Source organism: Streptococcus infantis (assembly GCF_047463655.1).
GTDB classification, from domain to species: domain Bacteria; phylum Bacillota; class Bacilli; order Lactobacillales; family Streptococcaceae; genus Streptococcus; species Streptococcus infantis_Z.
Genome location: NZ_JASHDM010000005.1, coordinates 65560 through 89694, shown reverse-complemented (window position 1 = coordinate 89694; position 24135 = coordinate 65560). Strand labels below are relative to the sequence as shown.

The window sequence follows — 24135 nt, the reverse complement described above, 5'->3', positions numbered from 1 at the left end:
TCACTCCTAATTTTTGCTCTTTTCTAAGACGAAAAAAATTATCCATTCTCTATAATTTTCCATAGTTTGAAATCATGGTGAGAAACTTGTTGCTCTACTGGTGGCAACTGCATGTAGTCCCCATAATCTGAAGTGAGAATTTCATGGTAGTGGTTTGGTATCATGAATTCCTTACCTTCAAAATTACCAGTTTCAACATTTTCTAACCATTCGCGTTTCCAAACAGGTTTATTCATATCTTTATAAATAAGGTAGTCTACTTGTTCATAATCCTCTACTTTTCTAGATTTTGCTAATTCATCGATTTGAGAAACATACTTATTTGTGTTTGTGAAATAAAAGATCATAACAGAAATATAGCGAATCATTGAATTGACTACACTTTTAGTATTCGTAATTCCTTTGAAAGTATAACAACTTAATTGACGTTTTTTAATAATTTTGGTCATTTTATCCTTAAACGCCTGATCATCTTCATAACCATCTACAGGGAAAATATCTACATAGATACCCATATTCGAATCAATTCGCACATCCTCCTCGACTAGATAGGTCTGATTATCTTTGATCTTCATGAAAGGATAAACATAATTGATATTATTTTTATAAGACATGAGTTCATATCGTTCATCTGGATGTGCAATCAGATAATCTTGTAATTTTTCATAATCATCTCGAAGCATACAAATATCCATATCGTCGTCCCAAGGAATAAAACCTTTATGACGAACTGCCCCAATTAGACTACCATAAGCTAAGAAATATTTGGCACCAATTTTCTGACAAACTTCATGAATGTACTCCATAATTCCTAATTCCATTTTTTGAATTTCGGAAATATCTGTTACTTCCTCATAGCGGATATTTTTTTCTTTCAAACAAATCGTTAAACCATAACCAATTACTAACCAGAAAATTATGTTGATAAAATTTGTGGAGTAGATGATCTGACTTTCAAATAATTGACCAAATAAAATCCCAAAAAATAGAATTATAATTAATTTTTCATCATTTTTCTTAGTCACAACTAAATAAGTTATAAAACGTAAACTTACATAAGCGATTATGAGTATGAAAGAAATGAGTCCTAATAATCCAGAACTTACAAAAATTGTAATCAATATATTATGGAAATTACCACCAATTAGTGAATTTTGAATTTCAAATTTGCTAAAGTACTCTGTATAATAATCAGTGACGTTTCGAACACCATATCCAAATAATGGTTTTGCACTTCCCATTTTAATAGCATTTTCCCAAATATAAGTACGTCCGCTTGGAGTTGTTTCGATTAGGTGAAGTTCACCATTTTTCTTAGCTACGTCCGAATCTGTCTCAGAATAAGACTCACCTTTATTTAAGTCAATGACTGTTGCCTTAGCAGCTAAAATATATACTGAAGTTACATAACTAATACCAATATTGCTAGCTACAATTAAGGTACCAGCAACCAGAAATGTGAGACATTTTTTCAGTAGATTTCCTCTGGCAATAAAAAGCGAATAAAATCCCAGCATTAAAACGGCTGATAATAAGGCACCTCTACTTTGCATAGCCGCAAAATTTAGAAATTGAATTACATTATTTATCTTCAGATAAATCGAGTACTTACTTCCTTTGTGGATGAGATACAAAGCAAAAACAATACTAATATAAGAAAAAATAGCACTTGCATTTGGGTTAACAACTCCCCATAAACGACCATTCATAACACCATAATAATAGGAGTGTTCTCCAATTTTAAATAATATTAAAATTCTAAATATTAAAAGAACAAAGGCAAATATAGCAGAGAAAAAAGAAACAAATTGAACCGTTCCAGCAATCAAGCGAATTAACTTCTTAAGATATTCTGAATTCACCATAGTAAATAGCAAAATGTAGGCTATCATAAAGAAGATTTCAATCATATTCCCAAGCAAGTGACCCGAACGATTAACCACTGTTGCTACTAGATGACTACCTGCTAAGAGTCCAAATAAACCTAGATATTTCTTATCAATTTCTATTCGTTTCCAATTTAAAAATAAGGTTAAACAAATACAAAGAACAACAATTGCTGACAATCCTTTATAAATAGGACTTGTTACTTTATACACTAGTGAACTCATGCTTAAAATCGAAATAAAAACAAACAGATATGAAATCCAAAATTTTGATTTTTCAAAGCATTCATTCGTTTTTGAAAAATTCATTTTCAACTCCTTTAAATGACATTATTGATTTAAGCCGACGATTTGTCTATAGATCCATGGAGAAACAAGGAGGGACAAAACGGCTATTTTTCGAAAATTAGTAAAATAAGGATCTTTTAATATCTCAGATAAATGTTTAATAATCCACTTTCTCAACTTAATTTTTTCTGTTGGATATTGACTTGAATCTGTAAAGATTATTTTATCGTACACTGTGATATATGACCAACATTCTCTATTCACTAATTCAGTTTTTAGTTTTGGAAATATTTGAAAAACTTCAGAAATAATAATTTTATAGACCTCTATGGTATCAAATACATGATCGTTGACAGAAGTTGTTGCACTTCCCTGACGATGATCATAATAGTAGATTGGTTTATCAATAAATACACTAGTACATCTGGTTTTTAGTAAAACTTCTGTTAAAAACAAAGCATCTTCAGCCAAATGATAGTCTGTATTGAATGTAAAACTTGAAACAATCTCTCTTTTAAATAATTTTGCAACAGGGAAAAAAGAAGTTCTAGTTGTCGTCAATAATTCTCTCATCGTCTGCTCTGTCGACCACTTCTCTTCTTTTCCTGAAAAATCCGGTAATTCTGTAATTTGACCATTTTTTATATGATGGAGACGTGCTATACTAAAACCTATAGACTCGTCACTGTCAACTACACTTATTAAAATTTCCAAGTAATCTGGTGTAATAAAATCATCACTATCAATAAAAGTAATCCATTCTCCTCTTGAATGTTGAATACCTATATTTCTAGCATTCGAGACTCCTGCATTCTTAATATGAAAAACTTTGATATTTTCATTTTTAGATGCCAACTGATCGCACAAGGCACCACTCTGATCTGTCGAACCATCATCAATAAGAAGCAATTCAAAATTGGTATAAGTCTGCTTTAAGATTGACTCAACACATCGTTCCAAATAAGCTTCTACATTATAGACTGGAACAATAACGCTAATTTTTTCTTTCATCATGCTCCATATTCTCCCTTATATTCAGTGTAACTCTTATCCATATCTGCTATAAGGGCATCGTGGTGAGGCACTTGCTTGTCTGCCGGCGGTGGTGTCATGTAGTCACCAAAAGCTGTGCTGAGATAGGCATCATAACCAACTGGAATAGGCATTTCTGTTCCTTCGAATGGTAGGAAAATATTATCTTCAAATGCTTGAATTGGATATTTCTTTTTCATGTATCCTGGACCTGAGCATAATTCCGTGATGCCATCACTTTCTGCTAGACCATACTTGGTCATTTCTTTCTCAGCTTTTTTCCAGATACGATAACGAAGGGATTTAGGAGTTAATCCTAATAAAATAGTGCTGCCCCATTTCATGAGGGCTCCATGTTTTTCTGGAATGGTTTGTGCACAGAAGAGGGAATAAATCAAAGCCCAACGTACTTGTTTCTTACGTTCAGCTGGATTTTTAGGGTAGTAGTCCAAGGGAAGAACATCCAGAGCCAAGCCGTGTGGGAGGTCCAAATCTTGTTGGTAAGGCTTGATGCAAGTTGTTTCCTTGTCTCGAATAGTGATAAAGAGGTTGCGGTCAACAAAGTCTCTATCACTTTTTGATAGGAAGTAACGCTTATCCGCATAACGAGGCCATAGCTCTGCTAATTTTTCATAATCCTTGCGAGGCATAAAGAAGTCTAAATCATCATCCCAAGGAATAAAACCTTTATTTCGTAGAGCTCCAATAGCTCCTCCACCACACAAATAACAGAGTAAATCGTGTTCTTTACAAAAGGCGACAAAATATTCAGCCATCTCTAAGCTACGAGTTTGAATTGCCTTTAAATCACTCATCTTATTCTCTTCCTCTCCTGATAGAATACATCATTCTATTATACCATAAAAAACGTTTATAAAACCATCTAACCATGTTAAAAATCAAAGCCCGAGACACCTGTTGCCATAGGTATACCAAGCTCTGATTCGTTTTTTTCAGTTTACCTAAATCCCATCTGGGCCAGTTTATTTTGGTAAGCTTTTTGGTCCACTCGAAGGGATTGACCACCGTATACGTCAAAGTCGTCTACCCAGTCTCCAAGTTCTGGAACTGTCAATCTTTCAATACCATTCTGACCTCCTTCAAGGACTGATAAGCCATTGGTCAATAAGAAAGTATATGGAAGGTTTGTAGAGGTCATGGCAAATACTTTTCCTAGTGCTTCTGAGCCCGTGAAAAGTTTTGTCGGATCTTTAATCTGCTGCAAGACAGCTGTCATGACCTGCTGTTGTCGACGAGTACGGCCATAGTCCCCCTCATCATCATCACGGAAACGTGCATAGTTGAGAAGAGTCGAACCATTCATCTGTTGTTTCCCAGCTCGAATAGTTTGAGTCGGTGACTCAGTTTCCGTTGCGTGCAAGTCATCTCCTACAGTCGCTTCTGTAACTGGAACCCCATTTAGAGTTGAAAACTGAGCATCAATAGTCACACCATCAGGGAAAAGCGTATCAATGGCTGTCGCAAAGGCTTGGAAATCGACAAGGGCATAATATTTGATGTCTAGATCAAAATTATCCTTGAGCACCTTTCGGACCATTTCGGCTCCTTGTTTACCTTCTTGTTCCCCTAATTCGTAGGCTAAGTTCAACTTATGGTCTGCTTGTTTTTGACCGTTAATAACTTGGCTATATCCATCGATATAAACTAGGTTGTCCCGCATAAAACTAACCAGCTTAAGCTTCTTATCTTTACCACTAACATTCAGAACCATGACAGAATCCGTCCGTGTTTCTGAACTATTCTGTCCGATACGGCCATCTGTTCCCAAAATAAGAATATTAACACCATCTCGGGTATCCTGTCCATTAAAAACCTCAACCTGAGCAGCTTTGGCATCTTTGGGCCCATTTGAGCTATTAGGATTCGCCGATTGGAATCCCTTTAAGAACATGACGATCATTCCAACTGCTACACAAAGCAATAACATCCCTAACCAAGCAAATAAGCGTTTAAAACGAAAACCTCTTTTTTTCTTTGGCTTCTTAGCTTTTGGAACCTTTGTTTCCAGTTGAGCCCCACCACTACGGCGGCTAGAACGGCTACGATTAGCATAGGTTGGCAGGTCGATACCAGAGTCTGAAAGAAGTTGTTCTTTGGCTTCTGGATTGAAAACTTCCTCTGTACCTTTTTGACCTTCTAACTTAGCATGTAAAAAGTCAAATTCTCTCTTTTCTTTCTCATTCAAATAATGAATATTTTTCAAAAGATAGTCATATCTCAGTTTTTCATGGTGTGTCAAAGGATTCTCTCTAGTCATTCCTTCTCCTTTCCTTTATCCTGTATTGTATAGATAGGATAAGCACCTAGTACTTTATACTGGATTCCAATCGTTTCTAGTTCTTTTTGAGCAAAATGGATCAGTTCTTTATCAGTATAAGCGACATCAATGATAAAAAAGTATTCGCCCAAGGCTGTTTTTAGAGGACGACTCTCAATTTTAGTCAAGTCAATCCCGCGCCATGCAAAGGTAGAAAGTGCTTTGTATAATGCACCTGGAAGATTATCTGGCAAGGTCAAAGCTAGACTCATCTTTTCAGAACCTGCATTCAAGGGGATTTGTGGTAATTTAGGTCCCAAAACCCAAAAACGAGTAAAATTGGCTTCCATTTCTTGAATATCTTGAGCGATGAGTTCTAAACCATATTCCTCTGCAGAACTTCTTGGGGCAATCGCCGCAAATGGTTGATCAGGATGCTCAGAAACATAGCGCGCAGCGTAGGCTGTACTGGCAGTGACTTCTAGTTGCGCATCTGGATAATGCTCGTCAATAAATTTCTTCCCTTGTGCCAATGCTTGTGGGTGAGAAAAGATTTTCTCAATTTTAGATTGCCCTGGCACTGCCATCAACTGTTGGTGGATTGGCTGAACAATCTCTGCCACAGCTTGAATGCGAGCCTGATGGAAAAGATAGTCCAAAGTCTCATGGACACTACCTTCAATGGAATTTTCAACCGGCACTACTGAATAGTCTACCAATCCCTGTTCATAGGCCTTGATAACATCTGTAATATTTGAAAAAGGCTCTAGTTCCTCATGTGGAAAAGCCGTCTGCACAACATGGTGCGAAAAAGATCCTTTGGGACCTAGATAGGCAATTTTCATATCAATTCCTCAATAATTTCCTCTGGGATTAGCTTGGACACATCGATAACTTTACTAGCCACTTCCTCATACCAAGCCTGTCTTTCATTAAAAATTGCAGCTAAATCTTCCTTGCTATTGTTTAGAAATAGCGGGCGTTGATTGTCCTTATCGGCTGAAATTCGCTGGTAAAGGGTCTCAAAATCCGCTTTTAGGTAGATATTCTCTGGATTTTGTTTGAGCAAGGCACGATTTTTCTGAGAAATGACCACTCCACCACCAGTAGACACGACTTGGTTCATTTTTAGTAGGTCAGCCAAAACTTCTTCTTCTATCTGACGGAAGGCTGCTTCTCCTTTTTCTTCAAAGAAACGAGCAATTGGCATCCCCAGTCGGTCTTCAAGCAAGGCATCCATGTCTACAAAGTCAGGATCTAATCCTCTAGCAATAGTAGATTTTCCTGCACCCATAAAACCTAGTAAAACCTTAGCCATGGATCAAGGTCTCCAAATCATCAAAGAAGCTTGGATAGCTAGTATTGATAGCTTCTGCACGGTCCAATTCGACTTCTCCATCTGCAACTAAGAGAGCTGCAATGGCTGTCATCATACCGATACGGTGGTCTCCAAAGGTGTTGACTCTGGCTCCATGGAGGACAGATTTCCCTTTGATTATCATTCCGTCTGCTGTAGGAGTGATAGTTGCCCCCATGCTATTTAAAGCATCTGCGACAACTTGAATGCGGTCCGTCTCTTTGACTTTAAGTTCTTCAGCATCTTTGATAACCGTTTTCCCCTGAGCTTGGGTAGCAAGGAGCGCAATAATCGGCAATTCATCAATTAAGCGTGGAATCAAAGCTCCACCAATCTCTGTTCCCTTCAAATCTGAAGTTTCAACAGTCAAGGTTGCAGACTTGGCAATTGGATCAATATCAGTAAGTTCTAGTTTCCCACCCATAGCACGGATAACATCGATGATACCTGTACGTGTTTCATTAATACCAACATTCTTAAGCACCACTCGAGAATTTGGAACAATCAAACCTGCAACTAACCAAAAGGCTGCACTGGAAATGTCACCAGGTACGACAACCGTTTGCCCACTTAGTTTTTGTGGCCCTTGGACTGTGATTTTCTTACCATCGACACTCAAGTCTCCGCCAAATTGACGCAGCATATCTTCTGTATGATTACGAGTGCACTCCTTCTCAATGATGACAGACTGACCCTGAGCCTGTAAAGCCGCAAAAATCAAGGCAGACTTGACCTGAGCAGAGGCAATTGGCAATTCATATTGAATAGGTTTTAAGTTTTTTGTACCTTTTAAGTGCAAAGGTGGCAAGTCTCGCTCTGTTTGACCTGAAATGCTAACTCCCATTTTTTTCAAAGGAAGAGTTACACGGTCCATAGGGCGTTTGGAAAGACTATCATCTCCAAACATCTCTACTTCAAAGTCTGCACCAGCAAGGACGCCTGAAATTAAACGAATAGAGGTCCCAGAATTCCCCATATCGAGAGCATTCTGTTGGGCTTTCAATCCATTCAGCCCAACACCTTGAATGGTCACGACACCGTCTTTGTCCTCAATATCAACGCCGAGGTCACGAAAAACTTGCATAGTTGATAGGACATCTTCACCACGCAAGATATCATAAACCTTAGTCTCACCCTCAGCTAAGCTTCCAAAAATAATCGAGCGATGACTGATGGACTTATCTCCTGGTACCCGAATACTACCATTTAAGTGCTTAATGTTTGTTTTTAATTTCATAGTGGTCCTCATACTGACAATACTTTTTCTTATTTTATCATAAAAAGTCAGAAATTTCTTAAAAATTCCTGACTTTATGAGGTAAATTCTTATTTTAAAAGTTCTGAAATTGGTTCAAATACAATTTTTTCAATATCAGAAAGGTAGATAGAAAGTTGTTGCTGTTTGGCAAAGAATTCTGACAAGAGAGAGTTGCCTTGAATCTGTTTACCAAAGCTTTCCATTTTTTCTTGAAAAGAAGCGTCTGGAATTTGACCAGTTTGTGCCATGATTTGGATTTCATGCTGAAAAGCAATATAATCTGCAAAAATTTTGCTAGCTTCTGCATCTGCTTGGATGGCATCTCTAGCTTCCTTAACTGCCTTGTATTCAGGCAATTCGCGTAGTCCACGACTAAGTGCATTTGCACTATCATAAATATTTGACATAATTGTCCTCCTTATTTGATTCTATTCAATTTACTAGATACTCTTTAATAGTTATTATTGTACAATAACTTTAATGTGACCTCTTGAATTTCCATAACTTAATTCCTTGTCTGGTACATAGTTTATCTTCAATGAACCTAAAGTAGAATCTGTTATAGTCTCATTTAACACAAGATTATCAAAATAGTTATTTACCTCATCATCAGATAAAGACGTTTCAATCGATTTAACAATATCATGAAATACTTCTTTCATCCCTGCTACACCAGAGGAACTATTTTCATTTGTTTGATTAATTGTTACATTAATTTTATCAGTATCATTTGCATGTAAAAGTTCCAAGTAATAACCGTAGCTTGTTGCGAAATATTTTATTTTTATATTTCCTTTTTTGATATTTTCTAATGGACTATTAGAAATGTCGTTATAGTTATTGATAAAATCATTTACAACTTTATCATCTGCAAATTTAGGAGTCTTTTTCTCAACACTTGATTCATTTTTCGAACTCTCTGTTGTCTCGTCAACATTGACAGTTGTCGTATCAACATTAACATCTGAACTTTTTTTCTGACCATTTTTAGTAGCACAGCCACCAAGTAACATAACACTTATAAAGATAACAACGAATACAGATTTAATTCCCCTATTTGACATAATTGTCCTCCTTATTTAATAACGACTGTGTAATTTGTATTTTCTGTAATGACTTGCTCAGCACGTTTTAAATCCTGAGCATTCTTAAAGGAAATTTGCAGAATCCCGTGAACATCCTCACGATTTTCCTCATTGATATGGATATTGACCAAAGAAGTTCCACGTAGCAATTCCAAGATGCGTAAAATCACATCTTCCTCATCGGGAACATCTACATAAAGGTCAAATGAGCTATCTACTCCTCCGCGTTTATGGATTTCCATAGCCTGACGTTGCTCACGCGCTTGATTGAAAAAATTCCAGATTTGGTTTTCATCACCCTTACTGATAGCTTGTCCAATCTCGTCCAAACGGCCCCTGAAGTCCTCGATGCGTTCAACAATGGTCTCTCGATTGGATAAGAGAATAGAAGTCCACATACCTGGCTCGCTTTCAGCAATCCGAGTCATATCACGAAAACCACCTGCCGCAAAGCGTCGTGCCATCTCATGTTCTTCAGCATAACTAGCAGTTTGTTCCATTAAACCTGATGCCAAGATATGAGGAAAATGGCTAATCTGAGAAGTCACTCGGTCATGCTCTTCAGCATCGATTTCAATGAAACGAGCGTGCAGACCTGACAGCAAGTCCTTCATTTCTTCAAGCGTGTCAGGACTAGTTAAACTTGATGGCGTAAAGATATAGTAGGCATTTTCAAAAAGATTAACATCGGCAGAAGCCGCTCCTGTCTTATGACTACCTGCCATAGGATGAGCCCCTACAAAGCGAACAGGCTTATCTGCAAAACAGTTCTCAGCTGTAACCACGATAGCTGACTTGGTCGATCCAGCATCAGAAATAATGACACCTTCTTTTAGTTCCAAAGTTGCCAATTCTTGTAAAAAAGCAATGGTTTGCTTGATTGGCAGGGTAAGAATGATGACGTCTGCAAGTGGAGCAAAACTGGCAAAATCATCCGTCGCACGGTCAATCATTCCTCTCTCCAAGGCAATATCTCTAGACGTTTGACTACGATTGTATCCTAAAATTTCATAATCAGGATGATCCCGCTTGATTCCGAGTGCCATGGAAGCACCAATCAAACCCAATCCTGCGATATAGATGGTTTTAGCCATAAGAACTCCTTAATAATTCTTTGTATACTCCCGATGTTTAGCAACAGCTTCTTTTAATTCCTCCAGATTATCAGAAGAGAATTTCTCTAGAATTTCTTGGGCTAAAACTGTTGCTACAACTGCTTCCATAACAACACCTGCTGCTGGAAGAGCGGTTGGATCACTTCTCTCCACCGTTGCCTTATAAGGCTCATGGGTTTCAATATCGACACTCATTAATGGCTTATAGAGAGTCGGAATTGGTTTCATGACCCCACGAACAATAATCGGTTGGCCATTGGTCATGCCACCTTCAAAACCTCCAAGGTTATTCGTTCGACGAGTATAGCCTTCTTCTTTAGACCAGAGAATTTCATCCATGACTTGACTACCCTTGAGATAACCTGCTTTAAAGCCTAGTCCAAACTCCACACCCTTAAAGGCGTTGATTGAAATAACTGCTTGAGCTAGTCTCGCATCTAGTTTGCGATCCCATTGAACATAAGAACCCAGACCAACAGGAACACCACCCACAACTGTTTCGACAACACCACCAATAGTATCTCCATCACGTTTAATCTGATCAATATAATCCTTGATCTCCTGCTCACGTTCTTGGTTAACGATAGAAACTTCTGATTGAGCAGCCAGTTTTTTAATCTCTAAAACTGTTAAGTTTTCTGGAACATCGATTTCCTTGCCGCCAAAAACAACAACATGGTTGGCAATTTCGATATCAAGCTCAGCTAAAAGTCGCTTGGCTACTGCTCCAACTGCAACCCGCATAGTTGTTTCACGGGCAGATGAACGTTCCAAAGAATTTCGCAAGTCATCAAAGCGGTATTTAATCCCACCAACTAAATCTGCGTGACCTGGGCGAGGATGAGTGATTTTTCGTTTGCTTTTAAGTTTATCCTCAATATCCTCGGCAGACATGATATCCAGCCATTTTTGATGGTCTTTGTTAATGACATCCATGGTAATGGGAGCACCTGTCGTCTTACCATGACGAACTCCAGAAGTGAAGACAACCTGATCACTCTCGATTTTCATACGTCCACCACGACCGTAACCGCCTTGGCGACGTTTGAGATCCTCATTGATATCTTCTGCAGTCAAAGGCAGTCCTGCTGGAATTCCTTCAATAATTGCTGTCAGACGAGGACCATGTGATTCTCCTGCTGTTAAATATCTCATACATTCTCCTTATTTTACTAAGTAAGCTTTCATTTCTTCGAGAGAAACTGGGTGAATCATCGCTGAACCAAGCTCAGGTACCAAAACTAATTTCATGGTATTGCCACGCGCTTTTTTGTCATGAGTCAAAGCCTGATAGAGCTTGTCAAGATCCCAGTTTTCATAATCAACAGGAAGACCAAACTTCTGACACATCTCTCGGATAGACTGGGTTATTCCAGCTGGCATGAGGCCTTTTTCTTCGGCTACCTTAGAGACCTGAACCATTCCCATAGCCACTGCCTCACCGTGCATGATTTTTCCGTAACCAGCAGTTGCTTCAATAGCATGACCGATTGTATGACCAAAGTTGAGATACAGACGAATGCCATTGTCCAATTCATCCTCAACTACCATCTTTCGCTTCACCTGGCAAGAATGATCAATCAAACTCTCTGAATGCTCCAAAATACTCTCTAAAGAACCATCCATTTCAGATAATAAGTCCCAGAGTTCTGGATCTTCAATTAAGCCATACTTGATGACTTCACCCATTCCTTCAATCAACTCTCGCTTACCTAGAGTTTCAAGAACTGTTGGATCAATCAAAACGCCATCTGGCTGGGCAAAAGTTCCCACCATATTCTTGGCAAAAGGAGTATTTACTCCTGTCTTACCACCGATTGAAGAGTCCACTTGAGCTGTCAAGCTAGTCGGAATTTGGACAAAGTGAATACCTCGCATATAGGTTGAGGCTACAAAGCCAGCTAAGTCTCCGACAACTCCGCCACCTAGAGCTACGATGCCGTCACTGCGAGTCAAGTCTTGCTTAACTAGAAATTCATAAGCCTTTTGAACTGTGGTTAGATTTTTTCGCTCTTCACCCTCTAGAAAGTCAAAAACTGCCACTTGAAAACCAGCATCCTCTAAGCTCAATTTTACTTTTTCTGCATAGAGAGAAGCCACATGGTTATCCGTTATGATAACAATTTTTTGTGGTTGCCAAAGTTCGCGCAACCATTTCCCCGCTTGAGACAAGCATCCTTTTTCAATCTGAATATCGTAAGGATGATGTGGAAGGTCTATTCTAATTTTCATAGCAGGTCTCCTTTTTTCATTTTTGATACTTTTGTTTTAGTAATTCCCAGATTTGAGCGGTTGGCATTTCCTTGCCTGTCCATAACTGAAAAGCTTCCGCTGCTTGGTAAAGCAACATGCCTAGGCCATTTACAGCGTGATTGCCCTGGTTTCTTGCCCACTTTAGAAATGGTGTTTCAAAGGGTTGATAAATCACATCTGCTACCAATATTTTCTCTGGTAAAACAATACTTGTTGGGATTGGCTGAGATACTCCATCCATACCCACACTGGTCGCATTTACCAGTAAATCCGAATCAGTTATCCTTGCTTGCAGTTCAGAAACATCTTCTAAAGCAAATAAATCTGCTTTAAACCCTGTTTCATTTTGCAGTTTTTCTAAGTAAGGTCTTGTTTTTTCTATTGAAGCCGAACGTACAAAGACAGAAACCTGACTGACTTCATCCAAGATTGCCTGTGCCAAAATTGCCTTGGCTGCACCGCCTGCTCCTAACAATACCATTCTTTTCCCAGATATTTTAAAAGAAGGCAAGCTCTTAAAGAATCCCTTGCCATCTGTGTTATATCCGATTAAAGTTCCTTCTCGATTCACCACTGTATTGACAGCACCAATCAAACGAGCTTCTTCACTCAATTGATCCAAATAAGGAATCACCTGCTCCTTGTAGGGCATAGAAAGATTGATTCCAAACATCTGGTAACGACGAATGTTGGCAACTGTTTCTGCCAAGTCAGTCGCTTCTACTTCCCAAGCAAGATAAACCCCATTGGTATGAGTTGCCTCAAAAGCTCTGTTGTGAATGAAAGGTGAAATGGAGTGTTTGATAGGATTGGCGACTACAGCTGCTAAACATGTGTAGCCATCAATCTTCATTTAGTATCTCCCGAATTTTTTTCATGCTAGAAAGTGAAATCTGTCCTGGAGCACTGGCTTCGTCCAGACTCGCAAAAGACCAGCTAGAACCCGTCACATCTGAAGTGATACGAGAAACCTTACCCATTTTCCCCATAGAAATCGTCACATATTCTTGTTCTGGGTTCAATGTTTTAAAGCCACGTGTAAAGTTCATAAGGTCCAATACATCCTGTTCTGTATGAGCCATAACCGATACTTTAACCACTTTGGGCGTTAGGCTGGTTAGCTCGGATAAGATTTCCATCATATTCTCTGGAGTTTCTTGGAAATTATGATAACTCAAGACTAGATTTGGAAAATCAAGCATCTCTTCAAAAACATCCTTATGGGAGAAATACTCAAAATCAATGTATTCTGGTTGATAGAGTTGAGCTACATCTTTGATAATTTGGACATACTCTGCAGAATCCAAATCTATCTCTCCCCCCTCAGCACGAGTTCGTAGGGTAAAGAGGAGTTCGCGACCTGCAAACTTTTCAAAAATAGCTGGAGCTACTTGTAAAATAGCCTCCTTTGGTAGGAAGTCGGCACGCCACTCAATGATATCAGCATCGATATACCGCATAGCATCGATTCCTTGCACCTCTTCTAAACTCTTCGGCATTACTGAAACGACTAATTTCATTTAGTTACCTTCATGCTAATCACCTTAAGGTAATTACTACTTTCATCTTTTTCATTGTAGACAAAATCTGCTGGAAGTTCATATTTATTGAGAACCTGGTACTTTCTTCCTGCAAATCCTTTGTCGATTTGTTCTATAAATTTTTGACGGGAAACATTGGCAGCATTGGTGCTAGCAATGATAACACCTCCCGGATTTAAAATCTCCAAACTCTGGGAAATCAACTTGTGATAGTCCTTAGCTACAGAGAAAGTTTGCTTTTTATTACGGGCAAAGCTAGGTGGATCAAGAACGATCACATCATAAGACAAGCCCTTACGTTTAGCGTATTTAAAGTATTCAAAGACATCCATAACAATGAAACGATGATTGTCAAGACTGAGTCCATTGGCATGAAAATGAGCTTCTGACAGTTCTCTCGAACGTTTGGCTAGGTCTACAGAGGTTGTTTCACTAGCTCCTCCCATTGCTGCAGCAACTGAGAAAGCTGCTGTGTAGGAAAACATATTAAGCAAGGATTTCCCCATAGCTAAACCATCAACCAAGCTACCACGCACTTCATGTTGGTCCAAGAAGATGCCTGTCATAAGACCGTCATTCATAAAAACTTGATAGAGGACGCCATTCTCAAGAACTGTAAAATTTTCTGGTGCTTCTTGACCATAGATATGGGCAGACTCATAGTCTAGACCTTTAAAACGAATCTTTTCATAGGCACCTAAGACTTCAGGGAAAACCTGAGCAAAGGCTGCTAGGATCTGTTGGCGAAGCCCATAGACATAGGAGTTATACCAGGAGAAAACAACATAATCTCCATAGAGATCCAAAGTCATTCCACCAAAGCCATCGCCTTCTTGATTAAACAAACGAAAGGCAGTTGTCAACTCATCTTGATAGTAAGAAGAACGTTTTTGTTTGGCTTTTTCAAACAAACTTTCAAAGAATTTTTGGTTAAAAGAAAGCTTCTGGTTCGTTACAAACCAACCAATCCCCTTATTTTGACGAGATAAATAGGCCTTGCCCAAAAACTGCTTGTTTTGACTAAATAACTCGACTTCCTGATCAGTTTCAGATAGTTCTGGAAAATCAATTTCCTCCAAAAGTACTAGACCTTGGTTTAGTTTTTTTTCAACACGTCTACTGACGAATACTTTATTCATAAATACTATTATAACAAATTTTGTGACAATTCACAAAATAGAAACTATTGATTCATCCATCATCCTACCCTAGCTGAGAGAATTTTTCCTCCCATCAGTCCTACTATTTTTCTTTTATAGTTTTTCAACACTTCCAATTGAAAAATAGACATAAAATTCAAAGAGTTTAATTATAGCGCAAACGTTTGCATATTCTTTAGCTTTATGCTACAATAATTCTCATCACTGTAAGTAAGAGGATCAACTATGAAAAATCAAACCCTAATGCAATATTTTGAGTGGTATCTCCCCCACGACGGTCAGCACTGGACACGCCTCGCTGACGACGCTGAACACCTAGCCAACTTAGGCATTAGTCACATTTGGATGCCCCCTGCTTTTAAAGCAACAAATGAAAAGGATGTTGGTTATGGTGTCTATGACTTGTTTGACCTTGGAGAATTTAATCAGAAGGGTACTGTACGTACCAAGTATGGCTTTAAAGAAGACTATCTTCATGCCATCCAAACTTTAAAATCTCATGGGATTCAACCAATGGCTGATATCGTCTTAAATCATAAGGCTGCTGCAGACCATTTGGAATCTTTCCAAGTCATCGAAGTTGATCCAGAAGATAGAACTGTTGAACTAGGCGAACCTTTTACCATCAATGGCTGGACTGGTTTTACCTTTGACGGACGACAAAACACCTACAATGACTTCCACTGGCACTGGTACCACTTTACTGGAACTGACTATGATGCCAAGCGTCGTAAGTCTGGCATCTATTTGATTCAAGGTGATAATAAAGGCTGGGCTAACGAGGAATTAGTTGATAACGAAAATGGCAACTATGACTATCTCATGTATGCAGACCTAGATTTCAAGCATCCAGAAGTCATACAAAATATCTACGATTGGGCAAATTGGTTTATCAAAACGACTGGTGTAGCTGGTTTCCGTTTGGATGCAGTTAAACACATAGACTCTTTCTTTATGCGCAACTTCATTCGCGATATCAAAGAAAAATATGGTCAAGATTTTTATGTTTTTGGTGAATTTTGGAATCCAGACAAAGAAGCCAACCTAGAATACCTCGATAAAATTGAAGAACGCTTTGATCTTGTCGATGTTCGCCTTCACCAAAATCTCTTTGAAGCAAGCAAATCTGGAGAAGACTATGATTTGACAACCATCTTTGAGGATAGTCTAGTTCAACTCAATCCAGACCGAGCTGTAACCTTTGTCGATAACCATGACACCCAACGAGGTCAAGCTCTGGAGTCTACTGTTGAAGAATGGTTTAAACCAGCAGCCTACGCCCTCATTCTTTTGCGAGAGCAGGGGCTTCCATGTGTATTTTACGGAGACTACTACGGTATTTCTGGTCAATATGCTCAGCAAGATTTCAAAGATGTTCTTGACCGTCTACTTGCTATCCGAAAAGATTTGGCTTACGGAGAGCAGATTGACTACCTTGATGATCCTAATTGTATCGGTTGGGTCCGTTCAGGAGCTGAAAATCAATCACCACTTGCCATCGTGATTTCTAATGCCCAAGCAAACTCTAAAACCATGTTCGTCGGTCAAGAATGGACTGACCAAACCTTTGTTGATTTGCTTGGTAACCATCCTGACCAAGTAACCATCAATGCTGAAGGTTATGGAGATTTCCCAGTTACAGAACGCTCTCTTAGTGTATGGGGACTGGCTAACTAATCAATTAATACTCTTCGAAAATCTCTTCAAACCACGTCAGCTTCTCCTTGCCGTATATGTGTTACTGACTTCGTCAGTTCTATCCACAACCTCAAAACGGTGTTTTGAGCAACCTGCGGCTCGCTTCCTAGTTTGCTCTTTGATTTTCATTGAGTATAAAACACAAAAAAAAAATGCCCACAAGCTAGATTTTCTTTCTAGTCTGTAGGCATTTTTTCTATTATCAGTACTTAAATTTAGTCTTTCCAAAGATCCATGGCATTTTGAAAATCTGCAGAAACTTGAACATTTTGAGGATTAGTCGCTTCTCTCTCCTGACGCTTAGCCTCTACCTGGACTACACTCTTAATGCCTTCATGACGCCAGTTTCGTAGGATAGCCTGGATATACTTCCAATTTGGCTTTCCATTCAAAACGGCCTCACGTAAGGCTTCTTTGATTAGGTTCGCACTGGTTCCGTCTTCTTTCAAACTCTTTTCTAAATCTTCGATCTCAAAAGGACTCAAGAGACGCCCTAGTTCTTGTTGGAAGGTTTCCACCAAGTCTTTCAAATCATTTTTAGCGGGTGCCACTTGGCTTGGTTCTTGTTTTTCAAAAAGCTGGTCCAAACGTTCTAAAGCAAGGGTCGCATCAAAAATAACTTCTATTTCTCCATTGAGTTCAATCGTACGATATTGGAGTAAGCCTTTTTCGGTCAAGCGCGAAATCGCTTGATTGACTTCAAAGACTTGCTTGCCAATTTTCTCAGCAATCTGGCTTGGGGACAATTCCCCTAAAGCTGTTGTATTTTGTAAATAAAAGAATTGCCAAACTAAGAAATCATCGCTTGATGAAAACAGTTGATTGTAGTTTAAGAGCAGAGCACTTGGTAGCACCAAGTTCCCTGATTTGAAAGCATCTAAATATGTCATAATTCCTCTTATAAATATCCAAAATGAGACACATCTTCTTCTGCACTCTTCCACTCAAAAGGCGTTTCTTGGTAAACTGCATAATTTACCCAGTTACTGAAAAAGAGAGCTGCTGAGGAACTCCAACGCATACAAGGAAGTTCATGGATGTCATCATTTTTGAAATAATTTTCTGGTATATGGGGATCTAAACCAGCATCTAGATCTCTAAAATATTCCTTGGCTAACGTATCACGATCATACTCTAAATGCCCAAAGCTATAAACTTCTCTTAAATCTCGGCTTGCAAGGATAGAGATTCCCACCTCTTTTCCAGATGCTAAAATCTCTAGATTGGTTTTATTTACAATGTCCTCTTTGAGAATTTCTGTATGACGAGAATGGGGAGACACATACAAATCATCAAAACCTCTCAGCAAAAGATGACCTTCTTTTAAAACATCCTGAGGATAAATTCCCGAAAGCTTTTCAGCCATCTGGTGTTTATCTACGCCGTAACGATAGTAGAGGCCAGCCTGTGCTCCCCAGCAAATATGCAGGGTTGAAAAGACATGAGTCTTTGACCAATCGATGACCTGAGTAAATTCCTCCCAATAGTCCACTTCTTCAAAAGGAAGATGCTCAACCGGCGCTCCTGTGATAATCAAGCCATCAAAATACTGGTCTTGAACTTCCGAGAAGGTCTTATAAAAAGTCTCCATATGCTCAGAACGAGTTGTTTTCGACTGATGACTTTCCATATATAAGAAATCAATATCTAACTGCAAGGGAGTATTAGCTAAATGTCGTAAAAGCTGAGTCTCTGTAACCATCTTCTGTGGCATCAAGTTTAAAATCAGGATTTTCAGTGGTCGAATATCCTGATGAGCCGCCCGCTGGTCATCCATGACGAAAATATTTTCCGTTCGTAAAATCTCAACTGCTGGTAATTTTTTATCAATTCGAATCGGCATGGAAATCTCCTTACTGTATCAATTCTAGGCTCAAACGAACATACAGTCGTCAAATGAAAAATCAGCTGACGAAAGTCCTTCCCTTTATTATACTGTAAGAAGATATAGTTTTCAATTATAGTTTTTCTCTAACTAGATATAGCCTTTTTTTATATCAGATGAAGAGAAAACAGCCCTAGGGACTGTTTTTCATTAATAATGCATAAGCACTTTATAATCGTAATCTCCGATAGCTTCGCGACCTTTAAGCTCATCAAGCTCAATCAAGAAGGCACAGCCAGCTACGATACCACCAAGTTTTTCAATCATTTCGATGGTTGCTTTCACAGTACCACCTGTTGCCAAAAGGTCATCTACGATCAGAACACGTTGACCTGGTTTAATAGCATCTGCGTGAATAGTCAAAGTATCAACACCATATTCTTTTTCGTAGTCAGCTGAAATGACTTCGCGTGGCAATTTTCCTGGTTTACGCACAGGTGCAAAACCAATTCCCAACTCAAAAGCAACTGGACATCCAACGATAAATCCACGCGCTTCTGGTCCTACGATCATATCGATCTTTTTGTCAGTAGCATATTGAACAATTTCACGAACAGCATAGCTGTAGGCATTTCCGTTGGCCATCAAAGGGCTGATATCACGGAATGTAATTCCTTCTTGTGGATAATTTTCAATACTTGCAATGTAATCTTTTAAGTTCATAGCATTTCTTTCTTTTTAAGTTTTTACTCCCTATTATACCATAAATCTTAGAAAAGAGAAATAGAAAGAAACCCTGGAAACTGAGTCCAAGGCTTCTGATCAAATCTGTAACTATTGCTCGTTTAATGAAATCTTTCCTTCTTTTTGCTTTTAGATTTTTGATTGCGTTGACGATTTTGTTGGATGCGCCACTCTCGCTCAAAGTAGGACATGGTTTCAAATACTCTGCGTGGTAAACCAACATCCAGCAAATAGATTGGGATTTTCAAAACATTTGCTTGCTTTGCAGTCAAAAATCTACTTCGTAGACGATTCCATAAAGAGTTGAATTTTTTAAAATCCTTGTCATAAAAATGAACTTCAATAGTATAAAAATCCCTTGAACTTCTACCACCCTTGATTCTCATAAGAGAAAACGTTTCTACCTACCCCCAGGAATAAAACTACCAATCTTTTTTAGGATGTGGCTTATAGGAAAAACCTTGGACCGTACATTTCAAATACTCTTTATCTGAAAAAAGAAGTCGCAAACGTTCATACAAAATCCATCCAACAATGATGATTAAGAATAAGACAAAGAGTCTTAATGCCACCAATCCCACAGGTGCCTCCTTGGGATAGGTCATCATAAAAGATAGGATCCAAAGAAGAAAAGCTAACTCAACTAAGCAGAGAACAATAGTCCAAATGATTTTCTTACTGCTCCATTTGATGATTTTTTCTTCCATTACGCCAACTCACTTAAATATTCATAGCGTTCATATTTTTCAAGCAAGACTTCATTCTTTTCATCTAACTCTTTTTGAAGAGTAGCTAGCTTCCCATAGTCCGAGCCATTGGCCTGCATTTCCTCTTCAATGACTGAGATACGGTTTTCCAAGGCTTCGATGTCACCTTCAATACTTGCCCACTCTTGCTTTTCTTGGTAGGTCATGCGTTTCTTTTCTTCACGGACTTTGACGACTTTTTCCTTCTCAGCCTTTTGAACTTGATTTGTCGCTTCTGCTTCGAAGGCTTTTTCATCTAGGTAGTCGGTATAATGTCCAAAGAAAGGACGAATGCTACCATTCTCAAAAGCAAGAATCTTAGTCGCAACTTTATCAAGGAAATAGCGGTCGTGACTAACTGTTAAGACTGGACCTGCAAAACCTTGTAAGAAATTTTCTAGAACAGTTAAGGTCGCGATATCTAAATCATTTGTCGGCTCGTCCAAGAGAAGCACATTGGGTTTTTCAAGGAGGAGTTTGAGAAGGTACAGACGTTTCTTCTCTCCACCTGACAGCTTTTCAATCAAGGTCCCATGTGTTGAACGAGGGAAAAGGAACTGTTCTAATAACTCCGCGATAGATGTCGTAGAGCCTCCGCTAGTTTTAACCTCTTCTGCCACTTCCTGCAAGTAATTGATAACCCGCTTACTTTCATCTAAACCTTCGATTTGTTGAGAGAAATAAGCGATACGAACTGTTTCACCGATGATAACTTGTCCTTCAGTTGGCTCGAGACTTCCTGCAATCAGGTTAAGAAGGGTTGACTTCCCAACACCATTATCCCCAACGATTCCGATACGGTCTTTGGCTTGAACCAAGAGATTAAAATGTTTCAGAATCGGTTTATTGTCATAGGCAAAGGAAACATCCTTAAACTCGATAACCTTTTTTCCGATACGGCTAGTTTCAAAATTCATGCTTAAGTCTGTCTCAACACTATTATCTGAAACTTCCTTCTTCAAGTCATGGAAACGATTGATACGCGCCTGTTGCTTGGTCGCACGAGCTTGAGGTTGCCGTCTCATCCAAGCTAATTCTTGCTTGTAAAGTTGTTCCTTTTTGTGAAGAAGCGCTGCATCGCGCTCATCCTGTTCAGCCTTGAGACGAACATAGTCTTGGTAATTTCCTTGATATTCTGTCAAACCAGCTCGGTCCAACTCAAAGATTCGCGTAGAAAGAGCATCTAGGAAATAGCGGTCGTGGGTGATAAATAATACTGTTTTCTTGGAATTTTTCAAGAAGAGGGTTAGCCACTCAATGGTCGCAATATCCAAGTGGTTGGTAGGCTCATCAAGAAGCAAAAGATCATGATTGCCCAGAAGGACTTGCGCCAACTGAACCCGTCTTCGCAAACCACCTGATAGGGCTCCAACGGGAGTTGATAAATCCTGAATTCCCAACTTGCTGAGAACGGTCTTGACCTGACTCTCAATTTCCCAAGCTTGGAGAGAATCCATCTCCGCCATAACCCTTTCCAAACGTGCCTGTTTGTCCTCACTGTAGTTGAGCATGAGCAATTCATACTCACGGATCAACTGGATTTCTTTCAAATCACTCGATAGAACAGTATCTAAGACAGTCTTGCTATCATCAAAATCTGGGTCCTGAGTCAAATAGCCAATCTTGTAATCATTTTTTGCCGAAAAAGGGCTTACGTCACCATCAAAACCTGAAACTCCTGAAAGAACATCTAAAAGAGTCGTTTTTCCAGTTCCATTGACGCCGATAAGACCGATTCTGTCCAAGTCATGAATGATAAAGGAAATATCTTTAAAGACGGTCTTGTCCCCAACGGATTTACTTAGTTTTTCAACAATAAAATCACTCATTTTTTCTCCCTCAAGTAGGCATGAATAGCTTCCAAGTTATTTTCCAAATCTCCATCCACAATAGCATACTCAATCTCTGCTAAAATTTCTCCCATTTCTGGTCCTGGTTGATAGCCATATTCTTTGATCAAAATCCCACCATTGATTTGAATTTCTTTCTTATCATGGATGGTTAGGCTGTGGTAAGTCTCTTCGATAGCCTGTGGATTGACTTCTTTTCCTTGAGACTGACGAAGATTTTCAGCCTGTAAAAGCAAATCTAGATCAAAGCGGTAACAATCGCGCTTGCTTAGTTCTCCTTCTTCACGAAGTTCTAAGATTGTTAGCAAATCTTGAACTTGCTTGGCAAATTGACGCGAAGTTTTCCAATGTTTCAAAAATTGTTGAGCATCTTCCACTTCTAAAACCCATAAAAGTGCTGCCCAAGCTTGCTCAGAAGATTCAAAGGTAAAATCAGCCTCTAAGTCAAACAAAGATTGGAGTTTGTCCTGACTACCAGCCATATCTGGAAGATAATCATAAGCTTTACTTGCAATCATAGAAGACAGACCTACTCGCCAATGAAGAGCTAGTAAAAGTTTATCAAATTCAACAAAAGTACGTTCCACAGAAATTTTCTCTAAGAGTGGCGTTAAGGTCTTCATCGCTTCAAAGGTTTCTTGCTCGAGTTCAAAACCAAGACTAGCTTGAAAACGAAATCCACGCATGATACGTAGAGCATCTTCGTTGAAACGCTCACTAGCTATACCAACTGCTCGCAGGACTTGATTTTCTAAATCTTGTAAGCCATTAAACAAATCAATGATTTCACCTGTCTCATCCAAAGCAAAGGCATTGACTGTGAAATCTCGGCGTTTGAGGTCCTCCTCTAACGAACGAACAAAAGAAACTGAACTTGGTCTACGGTAGTCTACATAGACATCTTCTGTTCGAAAAGTGGTCACTTCGTACTCTTCATCTCCGTCTAAAACCAAAACGGTTCCATGCTCAATGCCAATGTCAGCTGTCCGTGGAAAAATCTGCTTAGTCTCTTCTGGATAAGATGACGTCGCAATATCCACATCATGGATGGGACGATTGAGTAGGGCATCCCTAACAGAGCCTCCAACAAAATAGGCTTCAAAGCCTGCTTCTTTAATTTTTTCTAATACTGGTAAAGCCTTCTGAAATTCAGAAGGCATTTGTGTTAATCTCATAATAAGTGTTCTAATCCATAGACAAGCTCATGACGCTTGACAACTTCTTTGATTCCTAAATTCACTCCTGTCATGAAGGAGCTACGATCATAGGAGTCATGACGTAGGGTTAATCCTTCTCCTTGATTGCCAAAGATAACTTCCTGATGAGCTACCAAACCTGGCAAACGGACCGAATGGATACGCATACCATCAAAGTCAGCACCACGAGCACCTGCAATGAGTTCTTCCTCATCAGGCGCACCTTGCTGGATTGACTCTCGAACTTCTGCCATCAATTCAGCTGTTTTAATAGCTGTTCCACTCGGGGCATCCTTTTTCTTGTCATGATGGAGCTCAATAATCTCTACATTTGGGAAGTATTTTGCAGCTTGTGTCGCAAATTGCATGAGTAAGACAGCACCCAAGGCAAAGTTAGGAGCAATCAAGCCACCCAAGTTTTTAGAACGAGAAAATTCTTTTAGTTCTTCTATTTCTTGACTAGTGAAACCTGTTGTTCCAACGACTGGAGCAAAGCCATTTTCAAGCGCAAAACGGGTATTCTCATAGGCAACAGCTGGTGTTGTAAAGTCCACCCACACATCTGCCTCAAAACCTGCCAAGTCATCCTTATCATTGAATACTGGAATTCCCTGCCATTCTGTTGCAGACTCAAAAGGATCTAAAACTGCTACTAGTTCAAGTTCAGGATCAGACAAAACCATCTGACAAGCAGATTGTCCCATTCTCCCCTTAAAACCAGCAATAATTACTCGAATACTCATCTCAATCTCTACTCCTGTTTAAGATACAAAGGACCTTAGTTGCCCATGAAAAATAGGGAATGGCGCTGACTATACACGAA

General features: G+C 39.1%; 24 protein-coding genes. 1 reads left to right on the top strand and 23 read right to left on the bottom strand.

Features of this window, described 5'->3' with window-relative positions:
• Positions 1-38: 38 nt before the first annotated feature.
• The 15 genes from QM877_RS05760 to QM877_RS05690 all read right to left on the bottom strand — a co-directional run bounded on the left by QM877_RS05760 (position 39) and on the right by QM877_RS05690 (position 15232).
• On the bottom strand, positions 39-2195 hold the full coding sequence (locus tag QM877_RS05760) for a LicD family protein (protein WP_281334669.1): 2157 nt from the start codon (positions 2193-2195) through the stop codon (positions 39-41).
• 21 nt (positions 2196-2216) lie between these two features.
• Entirely contained in the window at positions 2217-3188 is a 972-nt protein-coding gene (locus tag QM877_RS05755) for a glycosyltransferase family 2 protein (RefSeq protein ID WP_414294427.1), read from the bottom strand.
• Positions 3185-4021 carry a LicD family protein gene (locus QM877_RS05750; RefSeq protein ID WP_281334671.1) on the bottom strand — a complete coding sequence of 279 codons (837 nt, stop codon included), beginning with the start codon at positions 4019-4021 and terminating at the stop codon, positions 3185-3187. The genes QM877_RS05755 and QM877_RS05750 overlap by 4 nt, the downstream gene beginning before the upstream one ends.
• Before the next feature lie 143 nt (positions 4022-4164).
• Positions 4165-5484, bottom strand: coding sequence for an LCP family protein (locus QM877_RS05745; RefSeq protein ID WP_153224952.1), 1320 nt, complete (start codon positions 5482-5484; stop codon positions 4165-4167).
• A complete protein-coding gene (gene pheA / locus QM877_RS05740) occupies positions 5481-6329 on the bottom strand; it encodes a prephenate dehydratase (RefSeq protein WP_153224951.1) in 849 nt (282 codons plus the stop codon). The genes QM877_RS05745 and pheA overlap by 4 nt, the downstream gene beginning before the upstream one ends.
• Complete coding sequence (locus tag QM877_RS05735; protein WP_153224950.1) at positions 6326-6802, bottom strand: shikimate kinase; 477 nt, start codon at positions 6800-6802, stop codon at positions 6326-6328. Before QM877_RS05735 ends, pheA begins: the two co-directional genes overlap by 4 nt.
• Positions 6795-8078, bottom strand: a complete 1284-nt coding sequence (gene aroA / locus QM877_RS05730) for a 3-phosphoshikimate 1-carboxyvinyltransferase (protein ID WP_153224949.1) — start codon at positions 8076-8078, stop codon at positions 6795-6797. Before aroA ends, QM877_RS05735 begins: the two co-directional genes overlap by 8 nt.
• An 89-nt stretch (positions 8079-8167) precedes the next feature.
• A complete protein-coding gene (locus QM877_RS05725; RefSeq protein WP_036757185.1) occupies positions 8168-8506 on the bottom strand; it encodes a YlbF/YmcA family competence regulator in 339 nt (112 codons plus the stop codon).
• A 54-nt stretch (positions 8507-8560) separates the two neighbouring features.
• The gene (locus QM877_RS05720; protein WP_153224948.1) at positions 8561-9163 is read right to left on the bottom strand and encodes a hypothetical protein; all 603 of its coding nucleotides are present in this window, start codon (positions 9161-9163) and stop codon (positions 8561-8563) included.
• 11 nt (positions 9164-9174) lie between these two features.
• A complete protein-coding gene (locus tag QM877_RS05715; protein WP_414317824.1) occupies positions 9175-10278 on the bottom strand; it encodes a prephenate dehydrogenase in 1104 nt (367 codons plus the stop codon).
• Between the two features lie 9 nt (positions 10279-10287).
• Positions 10288-11454, bottom strand: a complete 1167-nt coding sequence (aroC, locus tag QM877_RS05710; protein WP_153224946.1) for a chorismate synthase — start codon at positions 11452-11454, stop codon at positions 10288-10290.
• A 9-nt stretch (positions 11455-11463) separates the two neighbouring features.
• Complete coding sequence (aroB, locus tag QM877_RS05705) at positions 11464-12531, bottom strand: 3-dehydroquinate synthase (RefSeq protein WP_153224945.1); 1068 nt, start codon at positions 12529-12531, stop codon at positions 11464-11466.
• A 16-nt stretch (positions 12532-12547) separates the two neighbouring features.
• Positions 12548-13405: a shikimate dehydrogenase gene (locus QM877_RS05700; protein ID WP_414317823.1), complete on the bottom strand. Its 858-nt coding sequence runs from the start codon at positions 13403-13405 to the stop codon at positions 12548-12550.
• Positions 13395-14072, bottom strand: coding sequence for a type I 3-dehydroquinate dehydratase (aroD, locus tag QM877_RS05695; protein ID WP_414317822.1), 678 nt, complete (start codon positions 14070-14072; stop codon positions 13395-13397). The genes QM877_RS05700 and aroD overlap by 11 nt, the downstream gene beginning before the upstream one ends.
• Complete coding sequence (locus QM877_RS05690) at positions 14069-15232, bottom strand: class I SAM-dependent rRNA methyltransferase (RefSeq protein WP_414317821.1); 1164 nt, start codon at positions 15230-15232, stop codon at positions 14069-14071. The genes aroD and QM877_RS05690 overlap by 4 nt, the downstream gene beginning before the upstream one ends.
• A gap of 246 nt (positions 15233-15478) precedes the next feature.
• Here QM877_RS05690 and QM877_RS05685 point away from each other — a divergent pair, with 246 nt between their 5' ends.
• Positions 15479-16930, top strand: a complete 1452-nt coding sequence (locus QM877_RS05685) for an alpha-amylase (RefSeq protein WP_414317820.1) — start codon at positions 15479-15481, stop codon at positions 16928-16930.
• A gap of 236 nt (positions 16931-17166) precedes the next feature.
• Here QM877_RS05685 and QM877_RS05680 read toward each other — a convergent pair whose 3' ends face one another.
• The 8 genes from QM877_RS05680 to dapB all read right to left on the bottom strand — a co-directional run bounded on the left by QM877_RS05680 (position 17167) and on the right by dapB (position 24055).
• On the bottom strand, positions 17167-17841 hold the full coding sequence (locus QM877_RS05680) for a DnaD domain-containing protein (protein WP_414317819.1): 675 nt from the start codon (positions 17839-17841) through the stop codon (positions 17167-17169).
• An 8-nt stretch (positions 17842-17849) separates the two neighbouring features.
• Positions 17850-18794, bottom strand: coding sequence for a homoserine O-acetyltransferase MetA (gene metA, locus QM877_RS05675; protein WP_414317818.1), 945 nt, complete (start codon positions 18792-18794; stop codon positions 17850-17852).
• A 192-nt stretch (positions 18795-18986) separates the two neighbouring features.
• Positions 18987-19499: an adenine phosphoribosyltransferase gene (locus QM877_RS05670; protein WP_414317817.1), complete on the bottom strand. Its 513-nt coding sequence runs from the start codon at positions 19497-19499 to the stop codon at positions 18987-18989.
• 122 nt (positions 19500-19621) lie between these two features.
• Positions 19622-19906: a hypothetical protein gene (locus QM877_RS05665; protein ID WP_414317816.1), complete on the bottom strand. Its 285-nt coding sequence runs from the start codon at positions 19904-19906 to the stop codon at positions 19622-19624.
• Positions 19907-19942: 36 nt separating this feature from the next.
• The gene (locus tag QM877_RS05660; protein ID WP_414317815.1) at positions 19943-20227 is read right to left on the bottom strand and encodes a hypothetical protein; all 285 of its coding nucleotides are present in this window, start codon (positions 20225-20227) and stop codon (positions 19943-19945) included.
• Complete coding sequence (locus QM877_RS05655; RefSeq protein WP_414317814.1) at positions 20227-22095, bottom strand: ABC-F family ATP-binding cassette domain-containing protein; 1869 nt, start codon at positions 22093-22095, stop codon at positions 20227-20229. The genes QM877_RS05660 and QM877_RS05655 overlap by 1 nt, the downstream gene beginning before the upstream one ends.
• Positions 22092-23291, bottom strand: coding sequence for a CCA tRNA nucleotidyltransferase (locus tag QM877_RS05650; protein ID WP_414317813.1), 1200 nt, complete (start codon positions 23289-23291; stop codon positions 22092-22094). Before QM877_RS05650 ends, QM877_RS05655 begins: the two co-directional genes overlap by 4 nt.
• A complete protein-coding gene (dapB, locus tag QM877_RS05645) occupies positions 23288-24055 on the bottom strand; it encodes a 4-hydroxy-tetrahydrodipicolinate reductase (protein ID WP_414317812.1) in 768 nt (255 codons plus the stop codon). Before dapB ends, QM877_RS05650 begins: the two co-directional genes overlap by 4 nt.
• Positions 24056-24135: the final 80 nt, after the last annotated feature.